Origin of the sequence: Hydrogenophaga sp., from assembly GCF_025699295.1 — a bacterium.
Lineage (GTDB): Bacteria > Pseudomonadota > Gammaproteobacteria > Burkholderiales > Burkholderiaceae_C > Hydrogenophaga.
Window position 1 is genome coordinate 64,913 of the sequence record NZ_JAILWB010000011.1, and the last position, 25,309, is coordinate 90,221.

At 68.3% G+C, this 25,309-nt stretch carries 28 protein-coding genes and 1 pseudogene; 12 read left to right on the top strand and 17 right to left on the bottom strand.

The genetic code is table 11. The annotated features are described in order from the left end of the window. Positions 1 to 4 precede the first annotated feature (4 nt). The 4 genes and pseudogenes from K5880_RS13145 to K5880_RS13160 form a co-directional block, all read right to left on the bottom strand. Positions 5 to 775, bottom strand: coding sequence for an SDR family oxidoreductase (locus tag K5880_RS13145; protein WP_297652855.1), 771 nt, complete (start codon positions 773 to 775; stop codon positions 5 to 7). 66 nt (positions 776 to 841) lie between these two features. After that, a pseudogene (locus K5880_RS13150) lies at positions 842 to 1,117 on the bottom strand (chemotaxis protein); the annotation flags it as partial. Positions 1,118 to 1,226: 109 nt separating this feature from the next. Then, complete coding sequence (locus K5880_RS13155) at positions 1,227 to 1,679, bottom strand: SRPBCC family protein (RefSeq protein WP_297652858.1); 453 nt, start codon at positions 1,677 to 1,679, stop codon at positions 1,227 to 1,229. Positions 1,680 to 1,848: 169 nt separating this feature from the next. Further along, on the bottom strand, positions 1,849 to 2,499 hold the full coding sequence (locus K5880_RS13160) for a GntR family transcriptional regulator (protein WP_297652861.1): 651 nt from the start codon (positions 2,497 to 2,499) through the stop codon (positions 1,849 to 1,851). Positions 2,500 to 2,635: 136 nt separating this feature from the next. On the opposite strand from K5880_RS13160, the gene K5880_RS13165 reads away from it, so the two are divergent. Genes K5880_RS13165 through K5880_RS13190 form a run of 6 tightly spaced genes read left to right on the top strand, consistent with a single transcriptional unit; the run spans position 2,636 to position 8,106 of the window. Then, entirely contained in the window at positions 2,636 to 3,190 is a 555-nt protein-coding gene (locus K5880_RS13165) for a TRAP transporter small permease (protein ID WP_297652864.1), read from the top strand. Next, on the top strand, positions 3,187 to 4,476 hold the full coding sequence (locus K5880_RS13170) for a TRAP transporter large permease (protein ID WP_297652867.1): 1,290 nt from the start codon (positions 3,187 to 3,189) through the stop codon (positions 4,474 to 4,476). The genes K5880_RS13165 and K5880_RS13170 overlap by 4 nt, the downstream gene beginning before the upstream one ends. A 43-nt stretch (positions 4,477 to 4,519) precedes the next feature. Then, positions 4,520 to 5,521 carry a DctP family TRAP transporter solute-binding subunit gene (locus K5880_RS13175; RefSeq protein WP_297652870.1) on the top strand — a complete coding sequence of 334 codons (1,002 nt, stop codon included), beginning with the start codon at positions 4,520 to 4,522 and terminating at the stop codon, positions 5,519 to 5,521. Continuing rightward, positions 5,518 to 6,489, top strand: coding sequence for a C-terminal binding protein (locus K5880_RS13180; RefSeq protein ID WP_297652872.1), 972 nt, complete (start codon positions 5,518 to 5,520; stop codon positions 6,487 to 6,489). Before K5880_RS13175 ends, K5880_RS13180 begins: the two co-directional genes overlap by 4 nt. 34 nt (positions 6,490 to 6,523) lie before the next feature. Then, entirely contained in the window at positions 6,524 to 7,171 is a 648-nt protein-coding gene (locus K5880_RS13185) for an RraA family protein (RefSeq protein ID WP_297652875.1), read from the top strand. After that, positions 7,171 to 8,106 (top strand): sugar kinase, encoded by a 936-nt coding sequence (locus tag K5880_RS13190; RefSeq protein ID WP_297652878.1) that lies wholly within the window; start codon positions 7,171 to 7,173, stop codon positions 8,104 to 8,106. The genes K5880_RS13185 and K5880_RS13190 overlap by 1 nt, the downstream gene beginning before the upstream one ends. A gap of 29 nt (positions 8,107 to 8,135) precedes the next feature. On the opposite strand, the gene K5880_RS13195 is transcribed toward K5880_RS13190, so the two are convergent. The 6 genes from K5880_RS13195 to K5880_RS13220 all read right to left on the bottom strand — a co-directional run bounded on the left by K5880_RS13195 (position 8,136) and on the right by K5880_RS13220 (position 14,197). Further along, on the bottom strand, positions 8,136 to 9,428 hold the full coding sequence (locus K5880_RS13195; RefSeq protein WP_297652880.1) for a four-carbon acid sugar kinase family protein: 1,293 nt from the start codon (positions 9,426 to 9,428) through the stop codon (positions 8,136 to 8,138). A 7-nt stretch (positions 9,429 to 9,435) separates the two neighbouring features. Then, positions 9,436 to 10,719 carry a RuBisCO large subunit C-terminal-like domain-containing protein gene (locus tag K5880_RS13200; protein WP_297652883.1) on the bottom strand — a complete coding sequence of 428 codons (1,284 nt, stop codon included), beginning with the start codon at positions 10,717 to 10,719 and terminating at the stop codon, positions 9,436 to 9,438. Further along, the gene (locus tag K5880_RS13205) at positions 10,719 to 11,261 is read right to left on the bottom strand and encodes a VOC family protein (protein ID WP_297652885.1); all 543 of its coding nucleotides are present in this window, start codon (positions 11,259 to 11,261) and stop codon (positions 10,719 to 10,721) included. The genes K5880_RS13200 and K5880_RS13205 overlap by 1 nt, the downstream gene beginning before the upstream one ends. Before the next feature lie 106 nt (positions 11,262 to 11,367). Next, entirely contained in the window at positions 11,368 to 12,648 is a 1,281-nt protein-coding gene (locus K5880_RS13210; protein WP_297652888.1) for a TRAP transporter large permease, read from the bottom strand. Continuing rightward, positions 12,642 to 13,187: a TRAP transporter small permease subunit gene (locus K5880_RS13215; RefSeq protein ID WP_297652890.1), complete on the bottom strand. Its 546-nt coding sequence runs from the start codon at positions 13,185 to 13,187 to the stop codon at positions 12,642 to 12,644. Before K5880_RS13215 ends, K5880_RS13210 begins: the two co-directional genes overlap by 7 nt. After that, positions 13,187 to 14,197 (bottom strand): TRAP transporter substrate-binding protein, encoded by a 1,011-nt coding sequence (locus K5880_RS13220; RefSeq protein ID WP_297652894.1) that lies wholly within the window; start codon positions 14,195 to 14,197, stop codon positions 13,187 to 13,189. Before K5880_RS13220 ends, K5880_RS13215 begins: the two co-directional genes overlap by 1 nt. Positions 14,198 to 14,317: 120 nt before the next feature. Between K5880_RS13220 and K5880_RS13225 the strand changes: the two genes are divergently transcribed. After that, positions 14,318 to 15,355: a LacI family DNA-binding transcriptional regulator gene (locus K5880_RS13225; RefSeq protein ID WP_297652897.1), complete on the top strand. Its 1,038-nt coding sequence runs from the start codon at positions 14,318 to 14,320 to the stop codon at positions 15,353 to 15,355. A gap of 7 nt (positions 15,356 to 15,362) precedes the next feature. Here the strand turns inward: K5880_RS13225 and K5880_RS13230 are convergent, their stop codons facing one another. The 4 genes from K5880_RS13230 to K5880_RS13245 all read right to left on the bottom strand — a co-directional run bounded on the left by K5880_RS13230 (position 15,363) and on the right by K5880_RS13245 (position 19,255). Continuing rightward, positions 15,363 to 16,169: a carbon-nitrogen hydrolase family protein gene (locus tag K5880_RS13230; protein ID WP_297652899.1), complete on the bottom strand. Its 807-nt coding sequence runs from the start codon at positions 16,167 to 16,169 to the stop codon at positions 15,363 to 15,365. Positions 16,170 to 16,180: 11 nt separating this feature from the next. Then, positions 16,181 to 17,860 carry an NAD(P)/FAD-dependent oxidoreductase gene (locus K5880_RS13235; RefSeq protein ID WP_297652902.1) on the bottom strand — a complete coding sequence of 560 codons (1,680 nt, stop codon included), beginning with the start codon at positions 17,858 to 17,860 and terminating at the stop codon, positions 16,181 to 16,183. A 17-nt stretch (positions 17,861 to 17,877) separates the two neighbouring features. Further along, positions 17,878 to 18,507, bottom strand: coding sequence for a LysE family transporter (locus tag K5880_RS13240; RefSeq protein WP_297652904.1), 630 nt, complete (start codon positions 18,505 to 18,507; stop codon positions 17,878 to 17,880). A 163-nt stretch (positions 18,508 to 18,670) separates the two neighbouring features. Further along, positions 18,671 to 19,255: a TetR/AcrR family transcriptional regulator gene (locus tag K5880_RS13245; RefSeq protein ID WP_297652907.1), complete on the bottom strand. Its 585-nt coding sequence runs from the start codon at positions 19,253 to 19,255 to the stop codon at positions 18,671 to 18,673. A 102-nt stretch (positions 19,256 to 19,357) separates the two neighbouring features. Between K5880_RS13245 and K5880_RS13250 the strand changes: the two genes are divergently transcribed. Further along, complete coding sequence (locus K5880_RS13250) at positions 19,358 to 19,774, top strand: VOC family protein (protein ID WP_297652910.1); 417 nt, start codon at positions 19,358 to 19,360, stop codon at positions 19,772 to 19,774. Between the two features lies 1 nt (position 19,775). Continuing rightward, a complete protein-coding gene (locus K5880_RS13255) occupies positions 19,776 to 21,206 on the top strand; it encodes an MATE family efflux transporter (protein ID WP_297652913.1) in 1,431 nt (476 codons plus the stop codon). A gap of 56 nt (positions 21,207 to 21,262) precedes the next feature. Here the strand turns inward: K5880_RS13255 and K5880_RS13260 are convergent, their stop codons facing one another. From K5880_RS13260 to K5880_RS13270, 3 genes are read right to left on the bottom strand one after another with little or no spacing between them, the layout of a single operon-like run. After that, positions 21,263 to 21,877, bottom strand: coding sequence for a YdeI/OmpD-associated family protein (locus K5880_RS13260; RefSeq protein WP_297652915.1), 615 nt, complete (start codon positions 21,875 to 21,877; stop codon positions 21,263 to 21,265). A 3-nt stretch (positions 21,878 to 21,880) separates the two neighbouring features. Then, positions 21,881 to 22,300 carry a VOC family protein gene (locus K5880_RS13265; RefSeq protein WP_297652918.1) on the bottom strand — a complete coding sequence of 140 codons (420 nt, stop codon included), beginning with the start codon at positions 22,298 to 22,300 and terminating at the stop codon, positions 21,881 to 21,883. Between the two features lie 23 nt (positions 22,301 to 22,323). Next, positions 22,324 to 23,286 carry an alpha/beta hydrolase gene (locus K5880_RS13270; protein WP_297652921.1) on the bottom strand — a complete coding sequence of 321 codons (963 nt, stop codon included), beginning with the start codon at positions 23,284 to 23,286 and terminating at the stop codon, positions 22,324 to 22,326. Positions 23,287 to 23,612: 326 nt separating this feature from the next. Between K5880_RS13270 and K5880_RS13275 the strand changes: the two genes are divergently transcribed. The 3 genes from K5880_RS13275 to K5880_RS13285 all read left to right on the top strand — a co-directional run bounded on the left by K5880_RS13275 (position 23,613) and on the right by K5880_RS13285 (position 25,243). Beyond that, positions 23,613 to 24,023, top strand: a complete 411-nt coding sequence (locus K5880_RS13275) for a hypothetical protein (protein WP_297652924.1) — start codon at positions 23,613 to 23,615, stop codon at positions 24,021 to 24,023. After that, a complete protein-coding gene (locus tag K5880_RS13280) occupies positions 24,020 to 24,685 on the top strand; it encodes a dihydrofolate reductase family protein (RefSeq protein ID WP_297652927.1) in 666 nt (221 codons plus the stop codon). The genes K5880_RS13275 and K5880_RS13280 overlap by 4 nt, the downstream gene beginning before the upstream one ends. A 72-nt stretch (positions 24,686 to 24,757) precedes the next feature. Next, positions 24,758 to 25,243, top strand: a complete 486-nt coding sequence (locus K5880_RS13285) for a MarR family winged helix-turn-helix transcriptional regulator (RefSeq protein WP_297652930.1) — start codon at positions 24,758 to 24,760, stop codon at positions 25,241 to 25,243. Positions 25,244 to 25,309: the final 66 nt, after the last annotated feature.

Here is a 25,309-nt window from a genome sequence, read left to right on the forward strand (position 1 = left end):
GCGCTCAGCCGCGGCCCACGAAGGGCATCTGGCTGGCCATCACCGTCATGTTGAGCACGTTGGTCGAGAGCGGCAGCCCGGCCATGTAGCGCACCGCCTCGGCCACGTGCTGCACGTCCATCATCGGCTCGGCGGCGATGCTGCCGTTGGCCTGGCGCACGCCCTTGGTCATGCGCTCGGCCAGCTCGGTCAGCGCGTTGCCGATGTCGATCTGGCTGCACACGATGTTGAATTCGCGGCCATCGAGCGCAATGCACTTGGTCAGGCCCAGCACCGCGTGCTTGCTTGCCGTGTAGGGGCTGGAGAACGGGCGCGGCGCATGGGCCGAGATGGAACCGTTGTTGATGATGCGCCCGCCCTGCGGGTTCTGCCGGCGCATCAGCGCGAAGGCCGCGCGCGCACACAGGAACACGCCGGTCAGGTTGGTGTCGATCACGTCCTTCCAGGCGTCCAGCGGCAGTTCGTCCATGGGCACCGCCGGGGCATTGACGCCGGCGTTGTTGAACACCACGTCCAGGCGGCCGAAGTGCTGCTCGGTCTGGTCGAACAGCGCCTGCACGCTCTGCGCATCGCGCACGTCGGTGGGTACTGCCAGTGCCTGCTGGCCGGCAGCGGTCGCGGCTTCGACCATTGCATCCAGCGGCTCGGGCCGGCGCCCGGCGAGCACGACACGATAGCCGTCCTGCAGCAGGGCCAGGGCCACGGCGCGGCCGATGCCGCTGCCAGCGCCAGTGACCAGGGCCACCCGTGGGTTCTTGTCCGAAGTCGTCGTCATGTGTTCTCCAGTGCTGGCGGGTCTTGCCCCGGCCAGTGTAGGGGACACGCGCGGCGACGGGTCCGTTCAACGCGCCGCGGATGTCACGGTGTCGCCCCCGACGCGGAATACCGAGACCGTCTCCACCAGCTCGCCGGCCTGGTAGCGCAGGCTGCTGGCGGCGGCGGCCATCTGCTCCACCAGGGCTGCGTTCTGCTGCGTCACCTGGTCCAACTGCGTGACCGCCTCGCCGATCTGCGACACGCCCGAACTCTGCTCGACGCTGGCCGCGCTGATCCTGGCCATGACGTCCGTCACCCGGCGGATGCTGTCGATCACGTTGGTCATGGTGCTGCTGGCCCGGGTTTTGCCGGTGAAACATCACCGTGCGAGAGCAGGCTGTCAGGCCCTGCTCCGCTATCGGCATGAGGTGCGCAATCTGCAGGACGAGACCCGGTGGGGCCCGCGCGGCTCAACCCGGAATGTCGGGCTCGACCAGCGTGGCCAGCTGCGCCAGCGACTCCTGCCAGCCGAGGTAACACATCTCCAGCGGAATCAGCTCGGGAATGCCGTCCTGCACGATGTGGAGTTCGGTACCGCACGACACCGCCGTGAGCTGCACGTCCACCTGCAGTTCACCCGGCAGGTTGGGGTCGTCGAAACGGTCGGTGTAGCGGATGCGCTCATGGGGCACCAGTTCCAGGTATTCGCCACCGAACGAGTGCCCGTTGCCGGTGGAGAAGTTGTGGAACGACATCCTGAACGTGCCGCCCACGCGGGCCTCCATGTGGTGCACCTTGCAGGTGAAGCCGTAGGGCGGTATCCACTTGCTCATGGCATCCGCCTCCAGGAAGGCGCGGTAGACCTTCTCGGGCGGGGCGCGCAGCACGCGGTGGAGTCGGACAGTGCGGGACGGGGACGTCATGGCGGAGTTCCTTTCAAGCTGGAGGGGTTCATCGAGCAGGTCGGACATTCGACCTTGCCTGTACGACGATCCGTCACAGTGGCATTCGACAACGGAGTGCGAAGACTGATCCGAAGGACCGTGACTTCACGAAAAGCCCGATCGATAGGACTGCGTCGCCCCGTGAAGCTCAACCCAGCTCGCACGCCGCCCGGTAGCGCGGCTCGTTGTCCAGGATGTGTTCGGTCAGCAGCGCGCAGGCCGCTTCCACGTCGCCGTCGCCCACGGCGTCCACCAGAACCTGGTGGCTCTTGACCGCGTTGGTGATGGGTGAGCGGTAGCGCAGCGCGGTGAGCTGGGAGCGCAACAGTTCGTAGGCCGAGACCACGTACTGGCTCGGACAGGCCTCGAACATGTTCCAGTGAAAGGCCATGTCGATGCGCGCCAGCGCGGGCAGGTCCTGCGCGGCCTCGGCGCCCTTCATTTCCTTCACGCACTGCCGGAAGCCCTTGATCAGCCGCGCGCGTTCGCTGGCCATGGCGGCGCGCAGCGCCTCGGTTTCCACCATCACGCGGAAGCGGCAGAGGTGGCTCACCTCCTCGGGGGAGAGGCGGAACACGAAGGTGCCGCGTTGTGGATGGATCTGCACCAGGCCCTGGCCCTGCAGCCGCACCAGGGCTTCGCGCACCGGTGTCTTGCTCACGCCCATCAGCGCGGCCAGCTGCGCTTCGGATACCTGTTCACCGAGCTGCAGGTCGCCCTTGACGATGGCTTCGCGGATGCGTTCGCCGACCACCTCGGTGAGCAATCGCGGTCGCTGCAGCTCAAGTTGTTTCGTCATGGTCGTGGCCGTGGATGAGAAGCGTGAACGGACGCTGTAGCCGGCAGTGTAAGGGTTTCCCATCATGGTATATCTGAGATATCAGATACGATACCGGCAAAACCCTTGGTACCGAATTGCAGGAGACACCCGGCCCATGGCCCCACAGGACATCACTGCCCGCCCCTCCAGCCGGGCCGCCCGCCTCGAGCACGGTTTCGTGCGCCTGAACCAGGGCCTCGTCATCGCGCTGATGGCCTCGATGGCGGTGCTCGTGTTCGCCAATGTGGTCATGCGCTACGTGTTCAACCAGTCGATCTTCTGGGTCGAGGAATTCACCCAGGTGCAGATGATCTGGGTGGCTTACCTGGGCGCGGGGCTGGCGCTGCGCGAAGGGCGCCACGTGGCGGTGGACATGCTGCAGGACCGCCTGCCCGTGCCTTGGCGCAAGGCGGTGCGCGCATGCATCGCGGTGGCGATCGCGCTGTTCCTGCTCACACTGGTGGTGCTGGGCGTGCAGATCGCGGTGTTCACCTGGAGCCAGGAAACACCGGCCCTGGGCATGCCCGCTGGCCTGCCCTATCTGGGCATTCCCCTGGGCGCGGCGGCCATGCTGCTGCACCTGCTGCTGTTCTGGCGCCAGTTCATCGCGCGCGAGTTCGTGCACGCCGAGGAGATTGGCGACGGGCATGGCGAGGAGGCCACGGCATGAGCGCGGTGCTGTTCATCGTCTTCGGGATCGGTCTGGCCATCGGGGTGCCGATCGCCTTTGCCATGGGCGGAGCGGGACTGCTGGCGCTGGCCATCGACGGCAACCTGTCGCTGCTGTCGGTACCCCAGCGCTTCTTCGACGGCATCAACAGCTTTCCGCTGATGGCCGTGCCCTTCTTCATCCTGGCGGCCGACCTCATGACGGCCAGCGGCATCACCACCGCGCTGCTGCGCTTCGCCGGCGCCATGGTCGGCCATGTGCGGGGCGGCATGGGCCATGTGAACGTGGTCACCTCGGTGATGTTCGCGGGCATCAGCGGTTCGGCGCTGGCCGACGCGGCCGGCCCGGGCGCGATCGAGACGCGCATGATGGCCCGAAGCGGCTACGACAAGGCCTACGCCGCTGCGCTGTCGGCGGCCACGGCGGTCATCGGGCCCATCATCCCGCCGTCCATCGTGATGGTGATCTATGCCTTGACTGACAGCCGCGTCACGGTTGCCGGCTTGTTCCTTGCGGGCGTGGTGCCCGGCCTGCTGATGGGTGGGGCCCTGATGGCCGTGAACCACTGGTTGTCGGCCAGGCGCGGCTATGGCACCGTGGGCACGCCGCCCGGCTGGGGCGAGCGGCTGCGCGCGCTGTGGAAGGCCCTGCCCGTGCTGTTCATGCCGGCCATCATCATCGCGGGCATTCTCACGGGCCTGTTCACCCCCACCGAGGCCTCGGCCGTGGCGGTGTTCTACGCGCTCTTCATCGGGCTGTTCGTCACGCGCACGCTCAATACGCGGCTCATCTGCCGCGTGCTGCTGCAAAGCGGCCTGGTCACCTCGGCGGCGCTGATCATCGTCTCCATGGCCTCGCTGTTCGCCTGGCTGCTCACACTGCTGCAGATCCCGCAGACCATCGGCGCGGCCATCGGGGGCATGACGACCGACCCGATGACCATCATGCTGATCGTGATGGTCTTCGTGCTGGCCTGCGGCCTGTTCATCGACACGCTGCCGGCTGTGATCATCCTGGTGCCCGTGCTCGCGCCGCTGTCCGAGCAGTTCGGCATCCACCCGCTGCACTTCGCCATGACCATCGTGCTCAACCTCACGATCGGCCTGGCCACGCCCCCGGTGGGCGGGGTTCTGTTCGTCATGAGTTCGGTGGCGCGCCTGAAGATCGAGGAGATCACGCGCGCCATCCTGCCGCTGCTGGCCGCGTTGCTGGTGGTGTTGCTGGCGGTGGTGTTCATCCCTGCGTTGAGCACCTTCGTTCCCGCCCTGTTCGGCTACACGCGGTAGCCATTCCTCCCTCCATTCCGTCAACCACAAGGAGACATCGACCATGAAGTTCAAGACCCTCGTCGCCGTGATGGGCCTGGCCCTGCTGCTGCCCGCGGCCCATGCGCAGAAGACGCTCAAGTACGCGCACTTCCAGCCCGCCAGGGACGACCAGCCCAAACACGTGGCCGCGCTGGCCTTCAAGGAGCACGTGGAGAAGGCCACCAGCGGCTCGATCAAGGTCGAGATTTTCCCGGCTGGCCAGTTCGGCAAGGACCAGCCCACCATGGAAGGCCTGCGCCTGGGCACGCTGGAGCTGGCCGTGGCGCACGACGGCGCCATCGGCACCGTGCACAAACCCATCGGCGTGCTGGGCATTCCCTTCCTGTACGACAACCACGAACACGCCTGGCGCGTGTACGACTCGGCCTGGCTGCAGGGCTTCTCGGACGACATGATCAAGAAGACCGGCATCCGCATGCTGGGTCTGGCCGACAACGGCGTGCGCCACTTCACCAACAGCCTGCGCCCGATCCAGACACCGGCCGACATGAAGGGCATGAAGATCCGCATCCAGCCCTCGCCGGTGTTCAAGGCGCTGGTGGAATCGCTGGGCGCTTCCGCCTCGGCCATTCCATGGGGCGAGTTGCCCACGGCACTGCAGCAGAAGGTGGTGGACGGCCAGGAGAACGGCGTGACCAACATCCTGGCGGCCAGCCTGTACCAGCATCAGAAGTACGCCACGCTGGACGGCCACGTCTGGTCCGTGCACGGCTACCTGGTCAACGACCGCTTCTACACCCGCCTCACCGACGTCGAGAAGAAGGCCGTGAACGAGGGCGTGCAGAAGGCCATGGCCATCCACCGCAAGATGACGGCCGACCAGGACAGGAACGCGAAGAAGATTCTCGAGGGCGTGGGCATGCAGGTGTACGAGCCCACCGCCGCGCAGGTCGCCGAATTCCGCAAGCTGGCCCAGCCGCCGGTGCGCCAGTGGGCCGAAGGCGAGATCGGCAAGAACTACGTGGATGCGCTGTTCAAGGCCGTGGAGGCCACCCGCAAGTGAGCGATACCGGGACGGAACTCGCGCGCCTGGTGGTGGCGCTCGACGACGGCTATGCCGCCTACGACCAGGAGCAGGCGCTCCTGGCCGAGGTGGGCGCGCGCTTCGAGCTGCGCCCGTGCAGACGCAACGAAGGCAAGGCGCTGGAAGCCGTGCGCGATGCGGACGTGGTGCTGGTGCGCGAGTCGCCGGTGAGCCGCGCCGCTATCGAGGCCATGACGCACTGCAAGGCCATCATCCGCTACGGCATCGGCGTGGACAACATCGACCAGGCGGCCGCCAGCGAGCGCCGCATCATGGTGGCCAACGTGCCCGACTACGGCACCGACGAGGTGAGCTCTCATGCGGTGGCCCTGGCCCTGGCGGTTTCGCGCCGCCTCTGGCTGCACGACCGTGAGGTGCGCGCGGGACGCTGGTCCACCGGCGTGCTGCAGCCCATGTTCCGTCTGCGCGGGCGCACGCTGGGCCTGGTGGGATTTGGCCGCATCGCGCGCATGACGCTGGAGAAGTTCGCCGGCTTCGGCTTCGGCCGCGTGCTGGTGCACGACCCGCGCGCTGACCTGCCCGAGGGCGTGGAGCGCGTCGACATGGACACGCTATGCGCCGCGTCGGACGTGATTTCCCTGCATGCGCCACTCAACGACCACACGCGACACATGCTCGATGCGCGCCGCGTCGCCCTGATGAAGCCCACCGCCATCGTGATCAACACCGCGCGCGGCGGCCTGGTGGACACCGACGCGCTGTACGAGGCGCTGGCGGCGCGCCGCATCCTGGGCGCCGGGCTGGATGTGTTCGAGCAGGAGCCGCCCGGCATCCACAAGCTGTTCAGCCTGGACAACGTGGTGGTGACCAACCACATGGGCTGGTACAGCGAGGAGGCCATGCGCGATCTGCAGCGCAAGACGGCCGAGGAAGCTGCGCGCGTGCTGCGCGGAGAAACGCCACTGAACTGGCTCAACCGGTGGTGACCCCACCCATTTCAAGACGAGAGAGAAGATGAACATGACCGACCTGATTGCCGGCTTCAACAAGGTGGCCGTGGCCTCCGTGGCCGATGCGGTGGACAAGGTGTGTGGCCGGCGTGGCTACATGGAATGCGCCATCAAGCCGCGCATCAACGACCAGCGCATCTGCGGCCCGGCCGCCACGGTGCTGGAGGCCGCCACGGACGAATTCGTGCCGCCGCAGCACGCGCTGGACCTGATCGACGAAGCCCCGGCGGGCAGCGTGATCGTGATCAGCATCGAGGGTGGAGAGCCCGACGTGGCGGTGTGGGGCGGGCTCATGACGGCAGGCGCCGTGGCCAATGGCCATGTTGGCGCCGTGCTCGATGGTGGCGTGCGCGACCTCACCGAGATTCGCCGCGACTACGGATTCCCCGTGTACGCGCGCGCCGTGAGCCCGGGCACCACGCTGGGCCGTTTCCGCACCGTGGCCTCCCAGGTGCCGGTGCGCGTGGGCGGCATCATGGTGCACCCGGGCGACCTCGTGGTGGGCGACGTGGACGGCGTGGTGGTGGTGCCGCAGGCGCATGCCGAGGAAGTGCTCCGGGTGTCGATCGAGATCGACGAGCGCGAACTCGAACAGGCCAAGCTCATCATGGCCGAGAAGTCGCTGCGCAAGGGCCTGGCCAAGTACGGACGCATCTGATGGCCGAGGGGCAGGCTGTCGACATCGTTGCGCTTGGCGAGGCGATGGTCGAGTTCAACCAGACGGGCGAGGGCGGCGGGCGCCAGTACCTGCAGGGCTTCGGCGGCGACACGTCCAACTTCGCCATCGCCGCGGCGCGCCAGGGCGCGCGCGTGGCCTACCTCAGCGCGCTCGGCGACGACCCCTACGGCCAGATGCTGCGCGCGCTGTGGGATGGCGAAGGCGTGGACCACGCGGAGGTGGCCACGAATGCCGAGGCCTTCACCGCGATCTACTTCGTCACGCACGATGCCGGCGGGCACCGATTCAGCTTCTTTCGCAGTGGCTCGGCCGCCGCGCGCATGACGCCGGCGCAACTGCCGCGCGCGCGCCTTGCATCGGCGAAACTGCTGCACCTCTCGGGCATCTCGCTGGCCATCTCACCCTCGGCATGCGACACGGCCTACGCCGCCATCGAGGTGGCGCGCGCGAACGGTGTGAAGGTCAGCTTCGACACCAACCTGCGCCTGAAGCTCTGGTCGATCGACCGCGCGCGCGCCGTGATGAACGACGTGATCGCGCGCTGCGACCTGTGCCTGCCGAGCTACGACGACGTGGTGGCCATCACCGGCCTGAGCGATCCCGACGCGCTGGTCGACCACTGCCTGCGCCTGGGCGCGAAGGTGGTGGCGCTCAAGCTGGGCGAGCAGGGCGCGCTGGTGGCCGATGACAGGCAGCGCCACCGCATCGCGCCGCACCCCTGCCAGCCGGTGGACGCCACCGGCGCGGGCGACACCTTCGGTGGCGCCTTCGTGCACCGCTGGCTGCAGGGCGATGACCTGGCGCAGGCCGGCCGCTACGCGGCGGCGGCGGCGGCCCTGTCGACGCAGGGCTATGGCGCGGTGGCGCCGATTCCGAACGCACAGCAGGTGCTGGAGAGCCTGCGAGGCCGCTGATGTGATGTGCGGCAGTGCGCCAACTGCCGCTACCCCGTCAGCAGGCGCTGGAACACGTCGGGCGGGCCCATCTGGCCGCCCTTGAGCATCAGTTCCACACCGTCGAGTGCCGGATCGTCCGCGTGCATGCGCAGCAGCGGCACGCCCGGCGCCAGCGACCCCGCCCAGCCCAGCGCCAGCGGCGACAGTTCGCGCAGCGCAAAGCTGGAGGTATCGCCACCGGCCACGCCGACGCGGCGCACCTGTGGAGCCTTCAGCAGCACGCGCCGCAGCAACCGCCCGCAGCCAGCCGCCACGTCCCTGGGCGCGGCACCGCCCGCCTGCGGGGCAACCGTGTGCGCCAGCACCGAACGCCCTTGCTGCAGCAGCGCGGCGGCGCGGGTGGCCAGGTGTTCGATGGCGTCCGCGGTGGTGGCGTCGGGAATGTCAAGGCGCTCATAACCCACCGCGCCGGCCTCGACCTGCGCCGCAGTCACCGGCGAGAGGCTTCCCACCATCAGGAAGACCGGGCCCTGGGCCGCGGCCACGGTGGCCGGAACCGATGGCACAGCGCAGTCGCGCTGCCAGTGGCTGATCAGCGCCTGCGCCACGCTGCTTGCGCCCAGCGCCAGCAGCGGCTGGCGCGCCGCTTGCAGCCAGAGCAGGCGTCCGATGCGGTGCAGGTGCTCGTCGCGCACGGCATCGAACAACACGGCAGCGGGCCGGGCCGCGATGTGCGCGTCCAGCGCGTCGTCGATCTGGTCGTCGCTGGCGCTGTCGAGGCAGCGCAGGTCGATGGACGCGACCGTGCCCATGCCCTGGCGGGCCAGGTGCCGCCGCAGATCGGCCTCAGCCATGGGCGTCACGGGGTGGCGGCTCATGGTCGGGTGGTGGTCGATGCGGTACACCTCGCCGCCGGCCGATGCCGTGGCGTACAGCTCGCCGAAGGCACAGAAGCGGCCCAGGCTCGGCTGTCCGCCGATGATGGGCACCCAGGCCTGGTGTGCCCCGCTGCGCAAGGCCTGCAGGCCGGTGACCAGGTTGCCCACATGCGTCGCGCTGTCGAAGGTCGAGCAGCACTTGTAGTGCGTCACCGCCGGGTGCAGTGCCGCCAGAAAAGGCCGCACCTGCGCCAGCTCCTCGCGCATGTCCTCGGGGGAGAGGGCGCGGGCGGTGCCGGCCACGCCGATGGCGTCCAGGTCACCGAATCGGCCGAGCTGCGCGGCGGTCGGCACGCGCGGGAACAGCACCGCGCGCAGGCCCGCTGCGGCGAGCGTGGCGAGGGTGTCGGACGCGCCCGTGAAATCGTCGCCGTACCAAGCGAAGCGCAAGCCGTCGCTCATCGTCGGGTCAAACGGCCGGGCGTTCGAAGAAAGCCAGTGCCGCCTGCAGCTCGGGCGAGGCATTGGCCGCCTGCTGCAAGGGCGTGCCGTCGCGCCAGGCGCGCCAGGCCGCACGCACGCTCGCCACGCCCGCGGCCGCGCCCTGCGGGTGCGCGAGTATGCCGCCGCCACACATGAACAGCAGATCGCCGCTGGGCACCGCGTCCAGGGTGGCGGACAGCGTGCCGGCCCACTGGCCGGAACTGAACGCTGGCATCACCACGTCGGCGTGGTCGGTGGCGTCGATGGACAGTGGCGCCAGGCAGTCGCGGGCCGAGGCCTTCACCTCGCTGTCGTCCTGCGCAAACTTGCCGGCCAGGCCGTGCACATGCATGTGGTCCACCCCGGTCAGGCGCCACAGCGCCGCATAGGGCTGGAAGTCCATGCCCAGCGCCGGGTGGCGGGCCCACATGCCATAACCGTTGCGGTGGCCGTGCAGCACCAGATCGCTCGCTCGGCGCAGCGCCTGCACCGAGGCTGGCCCGGTCCAGTTCATCGACACCATGGCGCAGGTGCCGCCCTCGCGCTGGAGCAGCTCGGCGTGGCGCAGCATGGCGTCGTGTTCGTCGCTGATGTTGATCGCCACCATCACCTGCCTGCCGGTGGTGTCGCGGTGCGCGCGCACCGCGGCCATCACCGCGCGGATGCGATCGGCCACGGGCGCGTGCTCGGGATCGCCGCAGCACTCATCGTCCTTGATGAAATCGACACCTGCGCGGCAGAGCTCGGCCACCAGCGCGCCGGTCTCGTCGGCGCTCAAACCCACGTTGGGCTTGATGATGGTGCCCACCAGCGGTCCCTCGGCCACGCCGGTTGCGGCGCGGGTGCCGGCGATGCCATGGCGGGGTCGCTCGAAGCGGTCGCGGAACGTGCGAGGCATCGACAGGTGTTCCAGCCGAAGGCCAGTCGTCTCGCCCAGGTCGAACAGGTTGCCGGCCACGGTGGCCGCCAGCGTGGGCAGATTGCGGCCGATGTTGGCCAGAGGGAAGTCCACCTCGATGCGGGCACGCCGCCATGGCCCGCCCAGGTGCTGGCGTTGCAGCCAGGCGCTGGGCAGGCTGGGCGCGGGCAGCGGTTCGAGTTCGTGCAGCGCGTGCACGATCGCGCGCGATCGCTGGCGCAGCGCGTCGGTCTCGCCGGCCACGCGCACGAAGGTGCCGCTGCTCTGTTCGCCCGCCAGCACCTCGGCCACGCGGGCCGGGTCCAGCGGTGTCTCCACCAGGTAGGTGGCGCGCAGCGTGTCGTGCGCCATCACAGCCGGCTCAGGTCGGGGAAGGGGCGCACCGGGTCGCGGCCGTCCCACTTCACCGAAGCCTCGCGGATCAGCTTGAACATGCGTCCCTTGGGGCCAGCCACTTCCGAGAGTTCGATCGTGGTGCCCGGCAGCGCCGACCGGTCTTCGAAGTAGACGAAGCGGCCGTTCTCGCCGACCTCGCCGCCCATGCAGACCGTGAAACCCGCGGCCTGCGCGCGCGCCAGGTCGGCGTCGAAATCCTCCGTCCAGTAGGCCACGTGCTGTACACCCTGGTGCCCGGCGCGCAGGAAGTCGCGGTACATCGAGGGCACGTCGTTGCGTGTCTGCAGCAGTTCGATCTGCAGGCTGCCAGCGTTGGCCAGCGCCACTGAGTTGTGCGGCTCGAAGTGCTCGCCGCGGTAGTGGTAGTTGCGGATTGGCACCCTGGGGTTGTAGAACCACGGGCCGACACCCAGCACGCCGGACCAGTGGGCCATGGCGGCCTCGATGTCGGGGACGATGTAGGCGACTTGACGGATCTCTCCAAAAAAACGACTCATTTCGATGGCTCCAGGTTTTTCTCCAGAGGCACCACGGAACCGGCTTGGCCGGGCCGCAGGTGCCGCCCCCTTGAGGGGGTCGCGCGTAGCGCGGCGGGGGTGTTGTTCATCCCAGCATCAGGTTGGGCAGCCAGGTGGAGGCTGCGGGAAGGAAAGTGACGGCTGCGAGCGACAGCAGCAGGCAGACGATCCAGGGGATGGCGGCGCGCATGACGCCGGCCACCGGCATGCCTGAGACCGTGCTCACCATGTAGAGGCTCATGCCCACCGGGGGCGTGAGCAGGCCGATCATGAGGTTGAGCACGACCACCACGCCCAGGTGAACCGGGTCCACACCCGCAGCGACCAGCGCGGGCACCAGGATGGGGACCAGGATGAGGATGGCGGCGATCGTCTCGAGCACCATGCCCACCAGCAACAGCAGCACGTTGACGATGATGAGCAGCACCCACGGGTTGTCGGACAGGCCGAGCAGCAGGCCGGCCACCCGGGACGGCACCTGATCGATGGTGAGCACCCAGGCGAACAGCGCCGCGGCACCCACGATGAACATGATGCTGGCCGTGGAGCGGACCGTCTCGCGCAATGCGTCGACGAAGCCGCGCCAGCTGAGGGCGCGGTAGAAGAAGATGCCGGCGGCCAGGGCATAGACCACGGTGACGGCGGCGGCCTCGGTCTCGCCGAAGATGCCCAGCAGGATGCCGCCGATCAGCACCACGGGCGCCAGCAGCGCGGGCGTGGCGAACCACAGGCGGCGCAGGAACACGCTGCGCGAGACCTCGATCGTGTCGCGCGGTAGCGCCGCACGACGCGCCACCCACCACACCATGACCATCAGGAAGCCCATGATGATGAGGGCCGGGATGATGCCCGCGATCAGCACCTTGACCGGCGAGACCTCAGCGGCCATGGCGAAGATCACCAGCGGAATCGAGGGCGGAAAGATGGGGCCCAGCGTGGCCGCGGCCATGCAGATGCCGGCCGAGAAGCGGTCGGGGTAACCTTGCTCGCGCATCATGCCGATCTGGATCTTGCCGAGCGCGCCGATGTCGGCCAGCGCGGCACCCGAGACCCCGGAGAACACGAGGTGGGTGAGCACGGTCACGTAGCCCAGGCCACCCCGGATGCGGCCGATCACCATGCGGATGAAGTCGAACAGCTGCGCAGTGAGACCGGTTGCGTTGAACAGGGCCGCCGCGAAGATGAACATGGGCACCGCGAGCAGGGTGGTCGAGTCCAGCGCGTTGACGATGCGTTGCGCGACCACGGCGATGGGCATGTCGAAGAACCACAGCGCCGCGGCCGAGCCCATGCCCAACGCGATGGCCACCGGGGCGCCGGTGAGCAGCAGCACGATGAACAGGGTGATGGCGATCAGACTCAGCATGAGCGCGCGTCCTCAACGTCGGCCTCGCGGCCCCCCAGGATGCCGAGCACGCGGTCCAGCGCGACCAGCGTGGTGAGCACCATGCCCGCGATGGCGGGCAGGTAGTACCAGAGGTTGGGCATGTCCAGCGCCGGTGTGGAGAAGCGGCCCGCGCGCTGCATGAACCACCAGCACGACACCAGGAAGGTCGCGCAGAAGGCCAACGTGGCGAGTTCGTTGAGGATGGCCAGCAAGCGGTGCGCGCGGCCCGTGGCCATGAGGTGGAACATGTCCACCCTCACGTGGGCGTCACGCGCAAGCAGCAGCGGCACAGTGAGGAAGATCACGCCCAGACCGGCGTACCTGGCGATTTCGCCGATGGCCGGCAAGCCGACCTGCAGTACGCCGCGTGCGACGACCTCGGTCATGATGGACGCCGTCGCTACCGCCAGCATGACCATGGCCACCCACTCGAAGTAACGGCACAAGGGCCGCAGCAAGGGGCGCAAGGGACCTGCCGGCACGCGCGTGGCGGCCGGTTCGGTGCTCGCCTGCGACATCAGCGTGTGGCCTCGATGGCCTTGTAGAGATTGCCGTACTGGGCGCCGAACTTCTGGTCTACCGCCTTGCGCACCGAGCTGCGGAAGGCCGCGAGATCCAGCCCTTCGGCCGGGCCGATGATGGTCATCTTGTGCTTCTTCAGTTCCTCGGTTTCGGCGGCCTCCTGGCCACGCACCATCTCGGTCGCCTTGCGGCGCACCTCGGCCGCGGCGGCCGAGACCTGCTCGCGCAGCTGTGGCGACAGGCTTTGCCAGCTTCGTTCGTTCACCACGATGACTTGGGCATTCATGATGTGGCCGGTCTGCATCAGGTGCGACTGGGACTCGTACAGCTTGGATGACAGCACCACGTTGACCGGATTCTCCTGACCGTTGACCTTGCCCGTGGCAAGTGCGGTCGGCACTTCGGACCAGTCCACCGGCACCGGCACCGCGCCCATGGCCTCGACCGTGGTCATGTAGATCGGGAAGGGAATCGCGCGGATCTTCTGACCGGCCAGATCGGCTGGCTGCTTCACCGCCTTGTTGGTGGTGAGGTGGCGCGTGCCGAAGTAGTAGGCGTAGAGCACCCGCACGCCGGCGTCCTTGACCAGGCCGTCGTTGAGCTGCTTCATCACCGGTGAATTCACGTCCATCACCTTCATGAGGTGGTCGACGTCGCGGTACAGGTAGGGTGTGTCAAGCGCGGCGAAAGGCGCGTGCAGGGAACCGATGGCCGCCGCCGTGTTGTGCGACAGCGCGATCGTGCCCGTGGACACCGCCTCGGCCAGCTCCTGCAGCTTGCCCAGTTGCGACGAGGGGTACACGGTGACCTTGATGCCGCCGTTGGTGCGTTTGGCCACTTCCTCGGCCAGCCACTGGGCCTGCATGCCCGCGGCGCTGCCCGGCGGGTTCATGTGGCCGTAGCGCCATTCGAGGGTCTTCTGGGCCTGGGCGGGCAGGGCGAACGCGCTGGCGGCGGCCAGGGCGAGCAATGAGCGACGGTGAAACAGGGCGAGGGAAGGCCACATGATTTGTCTCCTGGCTGGTTGTGATTGCTTTTGATGCGTCACCATGCAGCGCATGTTGCATCTGCACCGAGGATAGTTTTATATTCGTCCGTCCTCAATCGTTTGATTTGATGTTTTTTGATGGATTCTTCAGAGCGCAGCCGCATCCCCGACATCGCCCGCGCCGCCGGCGTCTCGACCGCCACGGTCGACCGGGTGCTGCACGGGCGCCTGTCGGTGCGGCCCGCCACCGCGCAGCGCGTGCTCCAGGCCGCCGCCGAACTGCGTTACCTGCCGGACACCCAGCTCTGGCGTTCGCTGCGGCCGCCGCCGATGTCGCTCGTCTTCCTGCTGCCGGCCGGCACCAACCGCTACCTGCGCATGCTGGGCGACAGCATTGCTGGTGCCAGTGACGTGCTGGCGCCGTACCACGTGCAATGCCGCGTGCAGTACATCGACAGCTTCGACCCCGAACGGGTGGCCGCCGCCCTGAGGCGTTGTGCGCGGGACGCGCAGGGACTGGCCTTCATGGCGCTCGAACACCCGCTGGTGCGCGATGCCGTGGACGAACTGACCGGGCGCGGCGTGCATGTGCTGACCCTGATCTCGGACCTGGCGCCGTCGCAGCGCGAGGCCTACGTGGGCATGGACAACCGGGCCGCGGGTCGGACCGCCGCCATGCTGATCGGGCGCTTCATGGGGCAGCGCACGGGCTCCGTGGCCATGATCGCCGGCTCGCTGGCCTACCGCGGTCACGAGGAGCGGGAAATGGGCTTTCTGCGCCTGATGCAGGACGAATACCCGGCGCTCAAGGTTGTTGGCGTGCGCGAAGGGCGCGACGACGCGCAGACCAACTACACGCTCACGCTGGCCTTGCTCAAGCAGCATCCCGATCTGGTCGGGCTCTACAACATCGGAGGTGGTGCCGAAGGCGTGGGGCGTGCGCTCAAGGAGCAGCACCGGGACCCGAGGGCGATGGTGTTCGTCGCGCACGGCCTGACGCCTGACACCCGCGCGCTGCTGATCGATGGCACGCTGGACGCGGTCATCAACGTGAACCCGCAGACCGTGCTGCTCAACGCGGTGCGCATCTTCACCAACCTGCGTGACGGTCGCAGCGCCAAGGCGGGCATCGAGCCTGTGCGCATCAGCATCGTGCTGCGCGAGAACCTGCCCTGACGGCCCGTCAGGCAGGTGGCGCGGGGCCGTCCAGGTCGACCCGCCGGTCGGGTAGCTGCGAGCCCGTGCGCGCTGTTTGCAGGTCGGCGCGTGACAGTGTCGCCAGCAGCAGCGACTCGTCGCGCTCGCCCTGCGCGAGCGCATCGCCCTCGGGTCCGAGCACTGAACTCAGTCCGCCGTAGCGCGTCGCCCTTTCGGTGCCACACGCGTTCGCATACGCCACGCACACGCGGTTCTCCAGCGCGCGCGCCGGCAGCAGCACGCGCTGCACTTCGTCGAACTCGATCATGTTCGCGGTGGGCACCAGGATCGCGTCGGTGCCTTGCAGCGCGAGTGCGCGCGCGGGTTCGGGGAATTCGATGTCGTAGCAGATCAGCAGGCCAAGCCGCCAGCCGTTCCAAGCGAAGACCGTGGGCGCGGCCTCGCCGGGGCTGAATTGCGCCCGGTCGATGTCGCCGAACAGGTGGGTCTTGCGGTAGTTCGCCAGGCGCTGGCCACCGGCATCGATGAACTGCGCGGCATTGAATGGCTTTTCGCCTTGCGGATGGAGTTCGGGGTAGCCGAAGACGATGGCGATGCGGTGGCGCTGCGCGATCGCGGCTACTGCTTGCGCGAGCGGGCCATCGGCGGGTTCAGCGATCGCGGCGACCCGGTCGGCACCGATCTGGTAGCCGGTGAGCGACATCTCGGGGCACACCAGCAGGTCGGCGCCTTGCGCGCGGGCCTGCGCGGCGGTGGCATCGAGCAGCACCAGGGCCTGGGCGGCATGTGCCGCGTAGGGGCACTGCCAGAGCGCGAGCGTGAGGGCGTCCATGTGTGCGGGGCTCAGTCCGGCAATGCCATCGGACCGAGTTCGGCGAACCGGTCGCCCGGCCCGGGGTTGGCCGCGTGCGTGGCACCACCCAGGTGGCGCACGATGCCCCACACCGCGTTGAGCGAGGTCTGCACCGCGCCTTCGACCCAGGCGGGCGTGAACGAGACGTCGTCGCCGGCGATGAAGATGCCGCGCTCGGCGGGGGCGAAACCGTCCTGCATGAAGTGGCTGTACATGCGGTGGTTGTAGCGATAGTGGCCGGGCAGGGCGCCCTTGAAAGCGCCGAGGAAGTGCGGGTCGGCTTCCCACGAGATGCTGATCGGGTCGCCAACGATGTGGCTGGCGATGTCCACGTCCGGGTAGATCTTGCGCAGTGCCTGCAGCGCAAGCTGCACGCGCTTTTCGGTGCCGTGCGGCAGCATCTTGAGCGCGTCGCCCATCCAGGCGTAGCTCAGGCAGATCACGCCCGGCCGGTCCGGCCCGTTGTCGAACAGGTAGGTGCCGCGTGTGAGCCGGTCGGTCAGCGTCATGCCCATCTGCGGCCAGCCGCTGGAGCGTAGCTCGTTCCAGAACGGGCGGTCCACCATCACGAAGGTCTTGGACGACTGCATGTAGCGCGTGCGGTCCAGCGCCATCCAGTGCTTGTGCGAGAACAGCGACTCTTCCACCGCGATCTGCGTCGTCAGCAGCCAGCTCTGGCAGGTGGTGAGCACGGCGGGGTAGCTCTGCGTGTTGCCCCAGGTGTCGGTGACCACAAGGTCCTGCCCATTCGCCGCGCGCGCGATGGCGGTGACGCCCCCGCGTGGCGCGCCCTGGTGCAGGCCGGCCAGCGTGGTGCCCGCGGGCCAGTGCCGCAGCTCGTGCGCGGCGGGCGCGTGCTGCCACAGGCCCAGCGGCACCTGCTGCACGCCGCCCACGATGAGGTGCTGGTTCTCGTCGCAACCGGTGAGCACCACGCGCAGGATCTCCAGCATGGAGTTGGGAAAGTCCGAGTCCCAGCCGCCGGTGCCGAAGCCGACCTGGCCGAACACCTCGCGGTGGTGGAACGAGAGCTCCGCGAACGCCTTCGAGGTGGCGACGAAGTCGTAGAAAGTGCGGTCGTCCCAGAGTGGCACGAGCCGGTCCCACAGGGCCTTCAGCTTCGGTGCGTCGCGCTCGCGCAGCGCCTGCTGCAGGCCGGTGAAGCCGGCGCCTTCTTCCAGCGCCTGTGCCCAGGCCCCGGCCACTTCGCTGAAGAGCGGCGGCAGGTCGGCCAGGGTGCGCGCCCAGTGCGTGCGGCCTTCGAGGTCGACCACGGTGCAGCCGGCCGCGGGCGTGAGCGGGTTGGGAAAGGGCTGCGTCTGCAGACCGAGCCGGTTGACGTAGTGGAAGAACGCCGTGCTCGAGGCCGGAAAGCGCATGCCGCCGAGCTCGGCCACCACGCCCTGGCCACCTTCAAAAACCTGCGAGCGCAAGCGCCCGCCCATGCGCGAAGCCTCGTAGACGACGGGCTTCAAACCGAGCTTCATCAACTCGTAGGCCGCCACCATGCCGGCCATGCCCGCGCCGACGACGGCCACCTCCTGCCCCAGGCGTTCGGCGGGGATGGCGCCCAGGCCCTGCGGGTGGGCGATCCAGTCGTCGAAGGCGAACGGGAAGTCGGGCCCGAACAGGGTCACGGGCGCGTCGGCGCCGCGCGGTTGGCGTTGCATCGCGAAACCTCCGGGGGTCAGAACAGGCTGGTCAACAGCCAGCCCGCCGTGCCCCACATCATCAACGCAACCAGGCCGTCCAGCGCACGCCACACATGCAAAGAGTTGAGCCGGCGGCCCAGCCAGAAGGCGGCCGCGCCCAGCGAGACGAACCACACCAGCGAACCGGTGGCCGCGCCCAGGCCGAAGGTCGTGCTGCCCTGGCCGTACGCCAGCGAGGCGGTGCCGATCAGCACCGCAGTGTCGAGCCAGGCGTGCGGGTTCAGGAAGGAGAAGGCCAGCGCGGACAGCACGGCCTTGCGGGGCGACACGGGCTCGGCCGCCACGCGGCCACCGTCGTCGAGCACCAGGGCGCGCGGACGCAGGAAACGCTGGAACGCCTGCCAGCCGTACACCGCAAGGAACAGCGCGCCCGCACCCACCAGCGCGCCCAGCAGCTTGTCCGACAGGCCGCCGAGCTGCGCAAGCCCGAGCACGCCCAGACCGATCAGCACCACGTCGGCCAGCGCGCAGGTGAGCACCGTGAGCCACAGGTGCTGGCGCTGCAGGCCCATGCGCAGCACGTGCGCGTTCTGCGGGCCGATCGCCATGATCAGCGACATGCTCAGCACCATGCCGGCGGTGAAGGTAGGGAAGGCGAGGGTCATGGCGAGCTGCTCCGGAAGCCGTGGATGCCCGCCCAGGCGTGGCGGGTGAATGCAACGGAGTGTGCCCGCACGGCACCATCATTTAAATGCAATCAATCAAAACTGCATTCAATCAATTTTTTATTGAGTGATCAGGGCGGGCAGGCGAATTCCGGGAACGGGGCTATCGCGCGAGCGCCTGCCAGAAGCCGCGCACCGCCCGATGCCATTGCCGCGCAGGGGGGAGCGGCACGGCATTGCCCACCTCCAGGGCCAGGGCGTTCAGCGCGCCGTTGGCCATGGTCGTCAGCAGTTCGGGGTCGCCGTCGAAGCTGAGTTCACCGGCGCTGATGGCGTCCCGCAGCGCGGCCCGCAGCGCGTTCACGCTCAGGCGGTCGTCCAGCGCATGCCAGCGTTGCCAGCCGAGCACGGTGGGGCCGTCCACGAGCAGGATGCGCCTCACGTCGTCGCGGGTGACGAATTCGATCCAGGCGATCGACCCCCGTATCAGCGCGTCGAGCGCGCCGCGGGCCCTGGCCGTGGCGGCATCCACCGCGGGCAGCGCCTCCTCGACCAGTTCCATGCACACCGCCTCGAACAGCGCCGCCTTGTCCGTGAAGTGGTGGTAGAGCGCGCCACGCTTGACGCCCGCGCCAGCGAGGATGGCCTCGGTCGAGGTGGCGGCGAAACCTTGTTGCGCAAAAAGGGCGCGCGCGACGCCCAGCAGCTGCGCGCGGGTGTGCGCGGATCGTTCGGGATTGGTGGCCATGACCCGGATGGTAATAGACAGGCTGTCTGTTTGTTGAGATGATTACACATATACAGACAGTCTGTTTGTATTTTGGCGCTTCAACCTTTCATGGAGAACCTCATGCGATTCAGCGACCGCTATCCCATCATCGTCACCCCCCACAAGAATGCCTGCCGCGACTTCTGGGTCCATCACTTCGATCTGCAGGTGGGCTTCGACAGCGACTGGTTCGTCTGGCTCACGGCCGCCGACGGCTCCCTGTCGATGGCTTTCATGACCCCCGACCATCCTTCGGCGCCGCCCGGGCCCGAGGCCTTCTCCGGCACCGGCATGTGCTTCGAGCTGCAGGTGGAAGACGCCGAAGCGGAGCACGCGGCGTTTCTCGCCGCGGGTGGCCACGTGGCGTATCCGCTCGCCGACGAGGCCTTTGGCCAGCGGCGCTTCGGTTTCGCGGACCCCTCGGGCCTGTGGGTCGATGTGGTGCAGCAGATCGATCCCGCCGCGGGCTACTGGGACCGCTACATGCAAGGCCAGTGAAATGACCACACTGACCCGTCGCGCCGGCGCGCGGCGCGCGCCCATGGGTCGGTTCGCGAGCGACCTGCGCTCGCTGCTCGCCCTGGCGCTGCCCATCGTGGCCGGGCTGGTGTGCAGCGCGCTGATGGGCCTGGTGGACAGCGCCGTCGTCGCGCCGCTGGGCCACGCGGCGCTGGCCGCCGTATCGATCACCGCGTCCGTGATGCTGGTGTTCATCGCGACCCTGTACGGCTTGATGAACGCCACTGGCGTGCTGGCCGCGCAGGCTTTCGGCGCCGGCGACGCGGCCGGTGTGTCGAGCCAGCGGCGGGCCGGCTGGCGACTCGCCATGGGGGCGGGCCTGTTGGCAGCGGCGCTCATGGGCGCGGCCTGGCCGCTGCTGCCCGTTCTCGGCCAGCCGCAGGACGTGCTGGCCGCGATGCCCGGCTACTGGGCCTGGTCGGCTGCGACCCTGGTGCCGCTGGCGGTGCTGTTCGCCTGCAAGCAGTTGTTCGACGCCATCGACCGGCCCGGGTGTGCACTGGCCGTGCTGGCCGCGGCGGTGCCGCTGAACGCGGCGTTCAGCGGCTGGTTCGTGCACGGCGGCCTCGGGCTGCCCGCGCTCGGTCTGGCGGGCGCGGGGCTGGGCAGCTTCATGGCGAACGCCGCCGCTGCGGCGGGGATGGCGCTGCTGGCGCACAAAAGGGCCGACCTGCGGCACTGGCTGCACACGCCGGCGCCCTGGCGCGATGCCTGGCGCCGCCAGCGCACCGAGGGCACGCCCATGGGGGTGCAGTACCTGTTCGAGACGGGCGCCAACGCGGTGGCGGGTCTGATGGTCGGCGCGTTCGGCGCCGTGGCGCTGGCGGCCAACCAGATCACGATGTCGGTGACGATGGCGCTGTACATGGTGCCGCTGGGCATTGCGTCGGCGGCGGGCCTGCGCATTGCACAGGCCGTGGGTGCCGGCGAGCGGTCGGCCTGCTGGCCGCTGGCGCGTGCGGCGCTGGTGGTTGCCACCGCCTGGATGGGCACGGCGGGCGCGGCGCTGGCGCTGTGCGGCAGCAGCGTTGCCCGCGCATTCAGTGCCGACGACGCCGTGATCGCGACCACCGCCGCGCTGTGCGTGGCGGTGGCGCTGATGCAGGTGGCAGACGGGGTGCAGAGTGTCAGCCTGGGCGCGCTGCGCGGCCTGCTCGACAGCCGCTGGCCCACCCGCGTGTCGCTGGCCTGCTGCTGGGGCCTGGCGCTGCCGGCCGCATGGGCCCTGGCGCATCCGCTGGCGCTCGGGCCGGCGGGCGTGTGGTGGGGCTTCGGCATCGGGCTGGCGGTGGCGGCTGCGGCGCTGACCCTTCGCCTCTACCAGGTCACACGTGGTGCTGCGGGCGCCAGCACCGTCCACCCGCTTGAACAGGTCGGGCGACTGACGCCGGCAGACCCTGTCATCGAATGAAGGTCAAGACCATGGACAGACATCCGGGCAGGTGGCTGGTCCCATCGACGTCGGCATCACCCGTACTTCCAGAACCGGCTCTTGCCCTCGGCCATCCACGCCAGGGCCTGCTCCACGCGCTTCTCCCGTGTCGCCTCGGTCCTGGCGTCGAGGATCCAGACGAGGTACTCCTTCCGGAACGATGGGGACTTGCTCTCGAACACGGCTCTGGCTTCCGGGTGGGCAGCGAGCCTCTCCGAAAACCAGAGGGGCACCGCCGGCGCCTGCGGCGATGCGGGCTTCCTGGGCGGCAGTTTCACGCCTTGCTTGTTCAAGGCCATCGCTTCCTGGATGAGCACCACCAGTTCCTGATCGGAGGGCAGATCGGCCAGTGAAGTGAGCTTGCCCAGAAAACGTTTCGATGCCGGCTTGTCGGGGTTCTCTTTCAACCGGGCGTCGCTCATGATCGATGCCTTCCAGAAGCTGAAGGAGCAGTGCTTCGTGTAGGCGGCCAACATGCACATCATCTCGCCGTGGTAGTCGAAGTGCGGAATACCCCACTTGATCTGCTCCACCACGTCCGGGCAGGTCTTCCACAGGAGATGGCGCACATGCGCCAGGATGGGCTGCGCGAAAGGCGCTGCATTCGCGATGTACGCATCCACCTCCGGATGGGCCTGGGGCGCTTTCATCGCTCAGCCCGCTGGATCGCCCGAAGGCATGGCCGAGAGGTCCATCCACATGGCTTCCCATACGTGGCCGTCGGGGTCCATCAGATTGCGGTTGTACATGAAGCCGAGGTCCTGCACCGGGTTCACATCGGCCGTGCCACCGTGCTTCGCCGCGGCCTTGTTCATGGCGTCCACCGCCTCGCGGCTGTCGCAGGAAAGGGCCAGCATGACCTCGCTGGAGCTTGCGGGTGCGATGGGCCGGCTCGTGAAGGTGCGCCACTTGTCATGGGTCATCACCATGACCTGGATCGCCTCGCTCCACACCATGCAGGCCGAGGTGTCGTCGCTGAATTGAAGGTTCTGCTCGAAGCCCAGCGCGCGGTAGAAGGCGATCGACGCCTTCAGGTTGGCGACGGGCATGTTGACGAAGATCATCCTGGACATGGGAACTCCTGTGAATTGAGTTGCTATCGGGAATTGCTGGAGGTTGGGGGTGCAGGCACGGGGCGGATCTCTGCGCTCAGAAACGGCAGCGCCGTGTCGGCAAGCGCGGGTGACGAGAAGCCCTCGTAGTGCGTGAGGTCCGGCAGGATGGCCAGCCGGTTCCTCGACATGTGCTCGCGCTGCCAACCGGCGTCCCTCAGGCCACCGCCGAGCAACTGATAGAACCTGACGATGTGCTCGGGGCGCACCATGTCACTGTCGCCGTAGATCAGCATCACGGGCATGGGGAGCTTCTTCACGTCATCGGCCCAGTCGTAGGGCTGGCGCATGAGCTCACCCATGCGATCGAGCAGGCGCGGAAAGTCCTGCGGCCTCGGCGCCACGGCGGCGTAGTTCTGGTACATCGGCGTGTCCTTCATGTGCTCGGCCATCGCCGCGTTGACCGAGGCCTGCATCGGCAGCATTTCGGGAAACCAGCCGTCCCGGGCATACGGCGCCGCTGCCACCACGAGTCGGCGCACACGCTGGGGATGCTGCACGGCCAGGCGCAGGGCGATGGCGCCGCCCATCGAGTAGCCCATCACATCAAAGCGCTCATGGCCGAGTTGCCTCAGGACGATCGCCAGGTCGTCGGCCATGTCGACGTAGCTGATGGGTCGATCACCGAGCGCGGTGCGGCCATGACCATGCAGATCGACACCGATCACCTTGCGCTGCCTGGCGAGTGCGCCGAGCACCGGACCGAAACTCTCTATCTGGCCCAGGCCGCCGTGCAGCAGCAGCAGCGGCGCGCCCCTGCCATGGACCTGGTAGTGGTAATTGACGCCGTTGACCGCGATGTGGCCACTCTGGACCGGCTTGCTGGCCAGGGATGAATCGGTGGGCGCGCCGCGCTGGCCGTCCGCGGCATGAGCGCCGGGGGCCGCGGCCACCGCAGTCACTGCGAAGGTGAGCAGCGTCGCGAACAGGGATTGGCGAAGGGTCATGGGAGTCTCCTGAGAACGTGTGCCCGATACCGTCGGGCGGTCACAGGGTCGACGAACCAGAGGCACCTGTTTCGACACACCGCCGCGACCGAGTCGATGGCCGGCACCGGGCCCTGATGTTCATCCCGTCTGGATGGCATGTCGACTACCTGCCGCGTCAACTCTGTCGCCCTCCCGGCCAGCGCATGAGCTGCTGCAATCCCGGGCGATTGCTCACGATGGAGAGCGATGCATGACCTGCAAGGTAATCGACACGCCGCCGGCGCCGGCTGAAGATGCCGCCATTGCCTCGTTGAACAATCTCCTCTGATGCGGAAGGAACCACCATGAACGCCATGACCGATCCCACACCCACCCTGCCCACCGCAGCTGCCCGCCCGGGTCTCGCGGCTGTGCTGCTCTTCGACGCCTTCACCTGCGCGGTGATGGGCGTCGCCCTGCTCGTGCTGACGTCGTTTCTGGCCGCGCTGCTGGGGCTGCCCGGGGCGCTGCTGACCTGGGCCGGCGTGCTGCTGCTCGCCAGTGCCGTGCTGATGCTGGTGGCGGGGCGTCAGCGCCCGCCGGCCGTTGCGCTCGTGATGCTGATCGTGCTCGGCAACGTCGCATGGGCGATCGCCAGCGGCTACGTGGCATTTGCCATCGACGGCATCACTGCCGTGGGCCGCGTCTTCGTCATCGCCCAGGCCCTCGCGGTGCTGGTGCTGGCCTGGCTGGAGTGGCGCGGAGGGACGAAATGAGAAGGATCGTCGTCAGCGCATTCGTGAGCCTGGATGGCGTCATGCAGGCCCCGGGTGGGCCGGAGGAAGACACCAGCGGTGGCTTCAGACACGGTGGCTGGACAGTGAAGCTTTTCGACGAAGCCCTGGGAGCCTCCGTGGGCGAGATCTTCGCCACACCGTTCGACCTGCTGCTCGGCCGCAAGACCTACGACATCTTCGCCGCCCACTGGCCGCGCCTGGCGTCGGAGACGCCCCCTGCGGGCATCGACGAAGGGGAAGTGTCGTTGGCCAGGATCTTCGACGGTGCCACCAAACATGTGGCCACGCACCGGCCTGAAACGCTCACGTGGCGCAACAGCGAGGCACTCGGCAGGGATGTCGTGGCACGGCTGCGCCAGCTCAAGGAAAGGAAAGGCCCGGTCCTGCTCGTTCAGGGCAGCAGCGACCTGATCCAGACCCTGCTGGCCGACGATCTGATCGACGAGTTCCGCCTGTTCATCTTCCCCCTGGTACTGGGCAAGGGAAAGCGCCTGTTCGGCGAAGGCACGGTGCCCGGCGCGTTCAGACTCGTCGAGTCGACCACCTCCCCCACCGGGGTACTGGTGGCCACGTACCAGCGGGCGGGAGCCGTCCAGACCGGGTCCTTTGCACTCGATACACCCACCGACGCAGGGGCCTGAAAGCGCGGGCGTCCCAGCGTGCCGAAGAAACAACTGCTTGCATAATGCAGTTATTTCTTGAGGCCACGCTTCATGCCGACACCACAGCGCGCCAAAGCCCTTCAACTGGAGCGCAGCCTGCTCTACCACTGCGCGGGGATCATCAACCGCGTAGGCGGCAGCGTGCACGCGCTGTGCCGTGAGCGCTACGGCATGTCGCCGGCGGCCTGGCGCGTGATGGCGCATGTCGGTGAGCTCCAGCCGATCACGGCGAAAGAAATCGGACAGCGGGCGGCCATGGACAGCGTGAACCTCTCGCGGGCACTGGGCCAGCTCGATGGGCTGGGCTTCGTCCAGCGTCACATCGACACTGCGGACCGCCGCCGCATCATCCTCCAGCTGAGCCCGGCGGGGCAGGCGGTGTACGACACCGTGGCACCACTCACCGTGAAGGCCGAGCAGACCCTGCTGGCCGAACTGAACGCGCAGGAGCGCGCCACGCTGCGCGAGCTCACACGCCGCGTCTGGGAGCGCTCACGCCAGCTTTTTGACGGCGCCGAAAGCGATACTGCCTACTGATCGAAATAGTTGCATATTGCAGCTAAATGGCGATAATGACAGCCACCAGTCGGCGGTGTGCCGTCG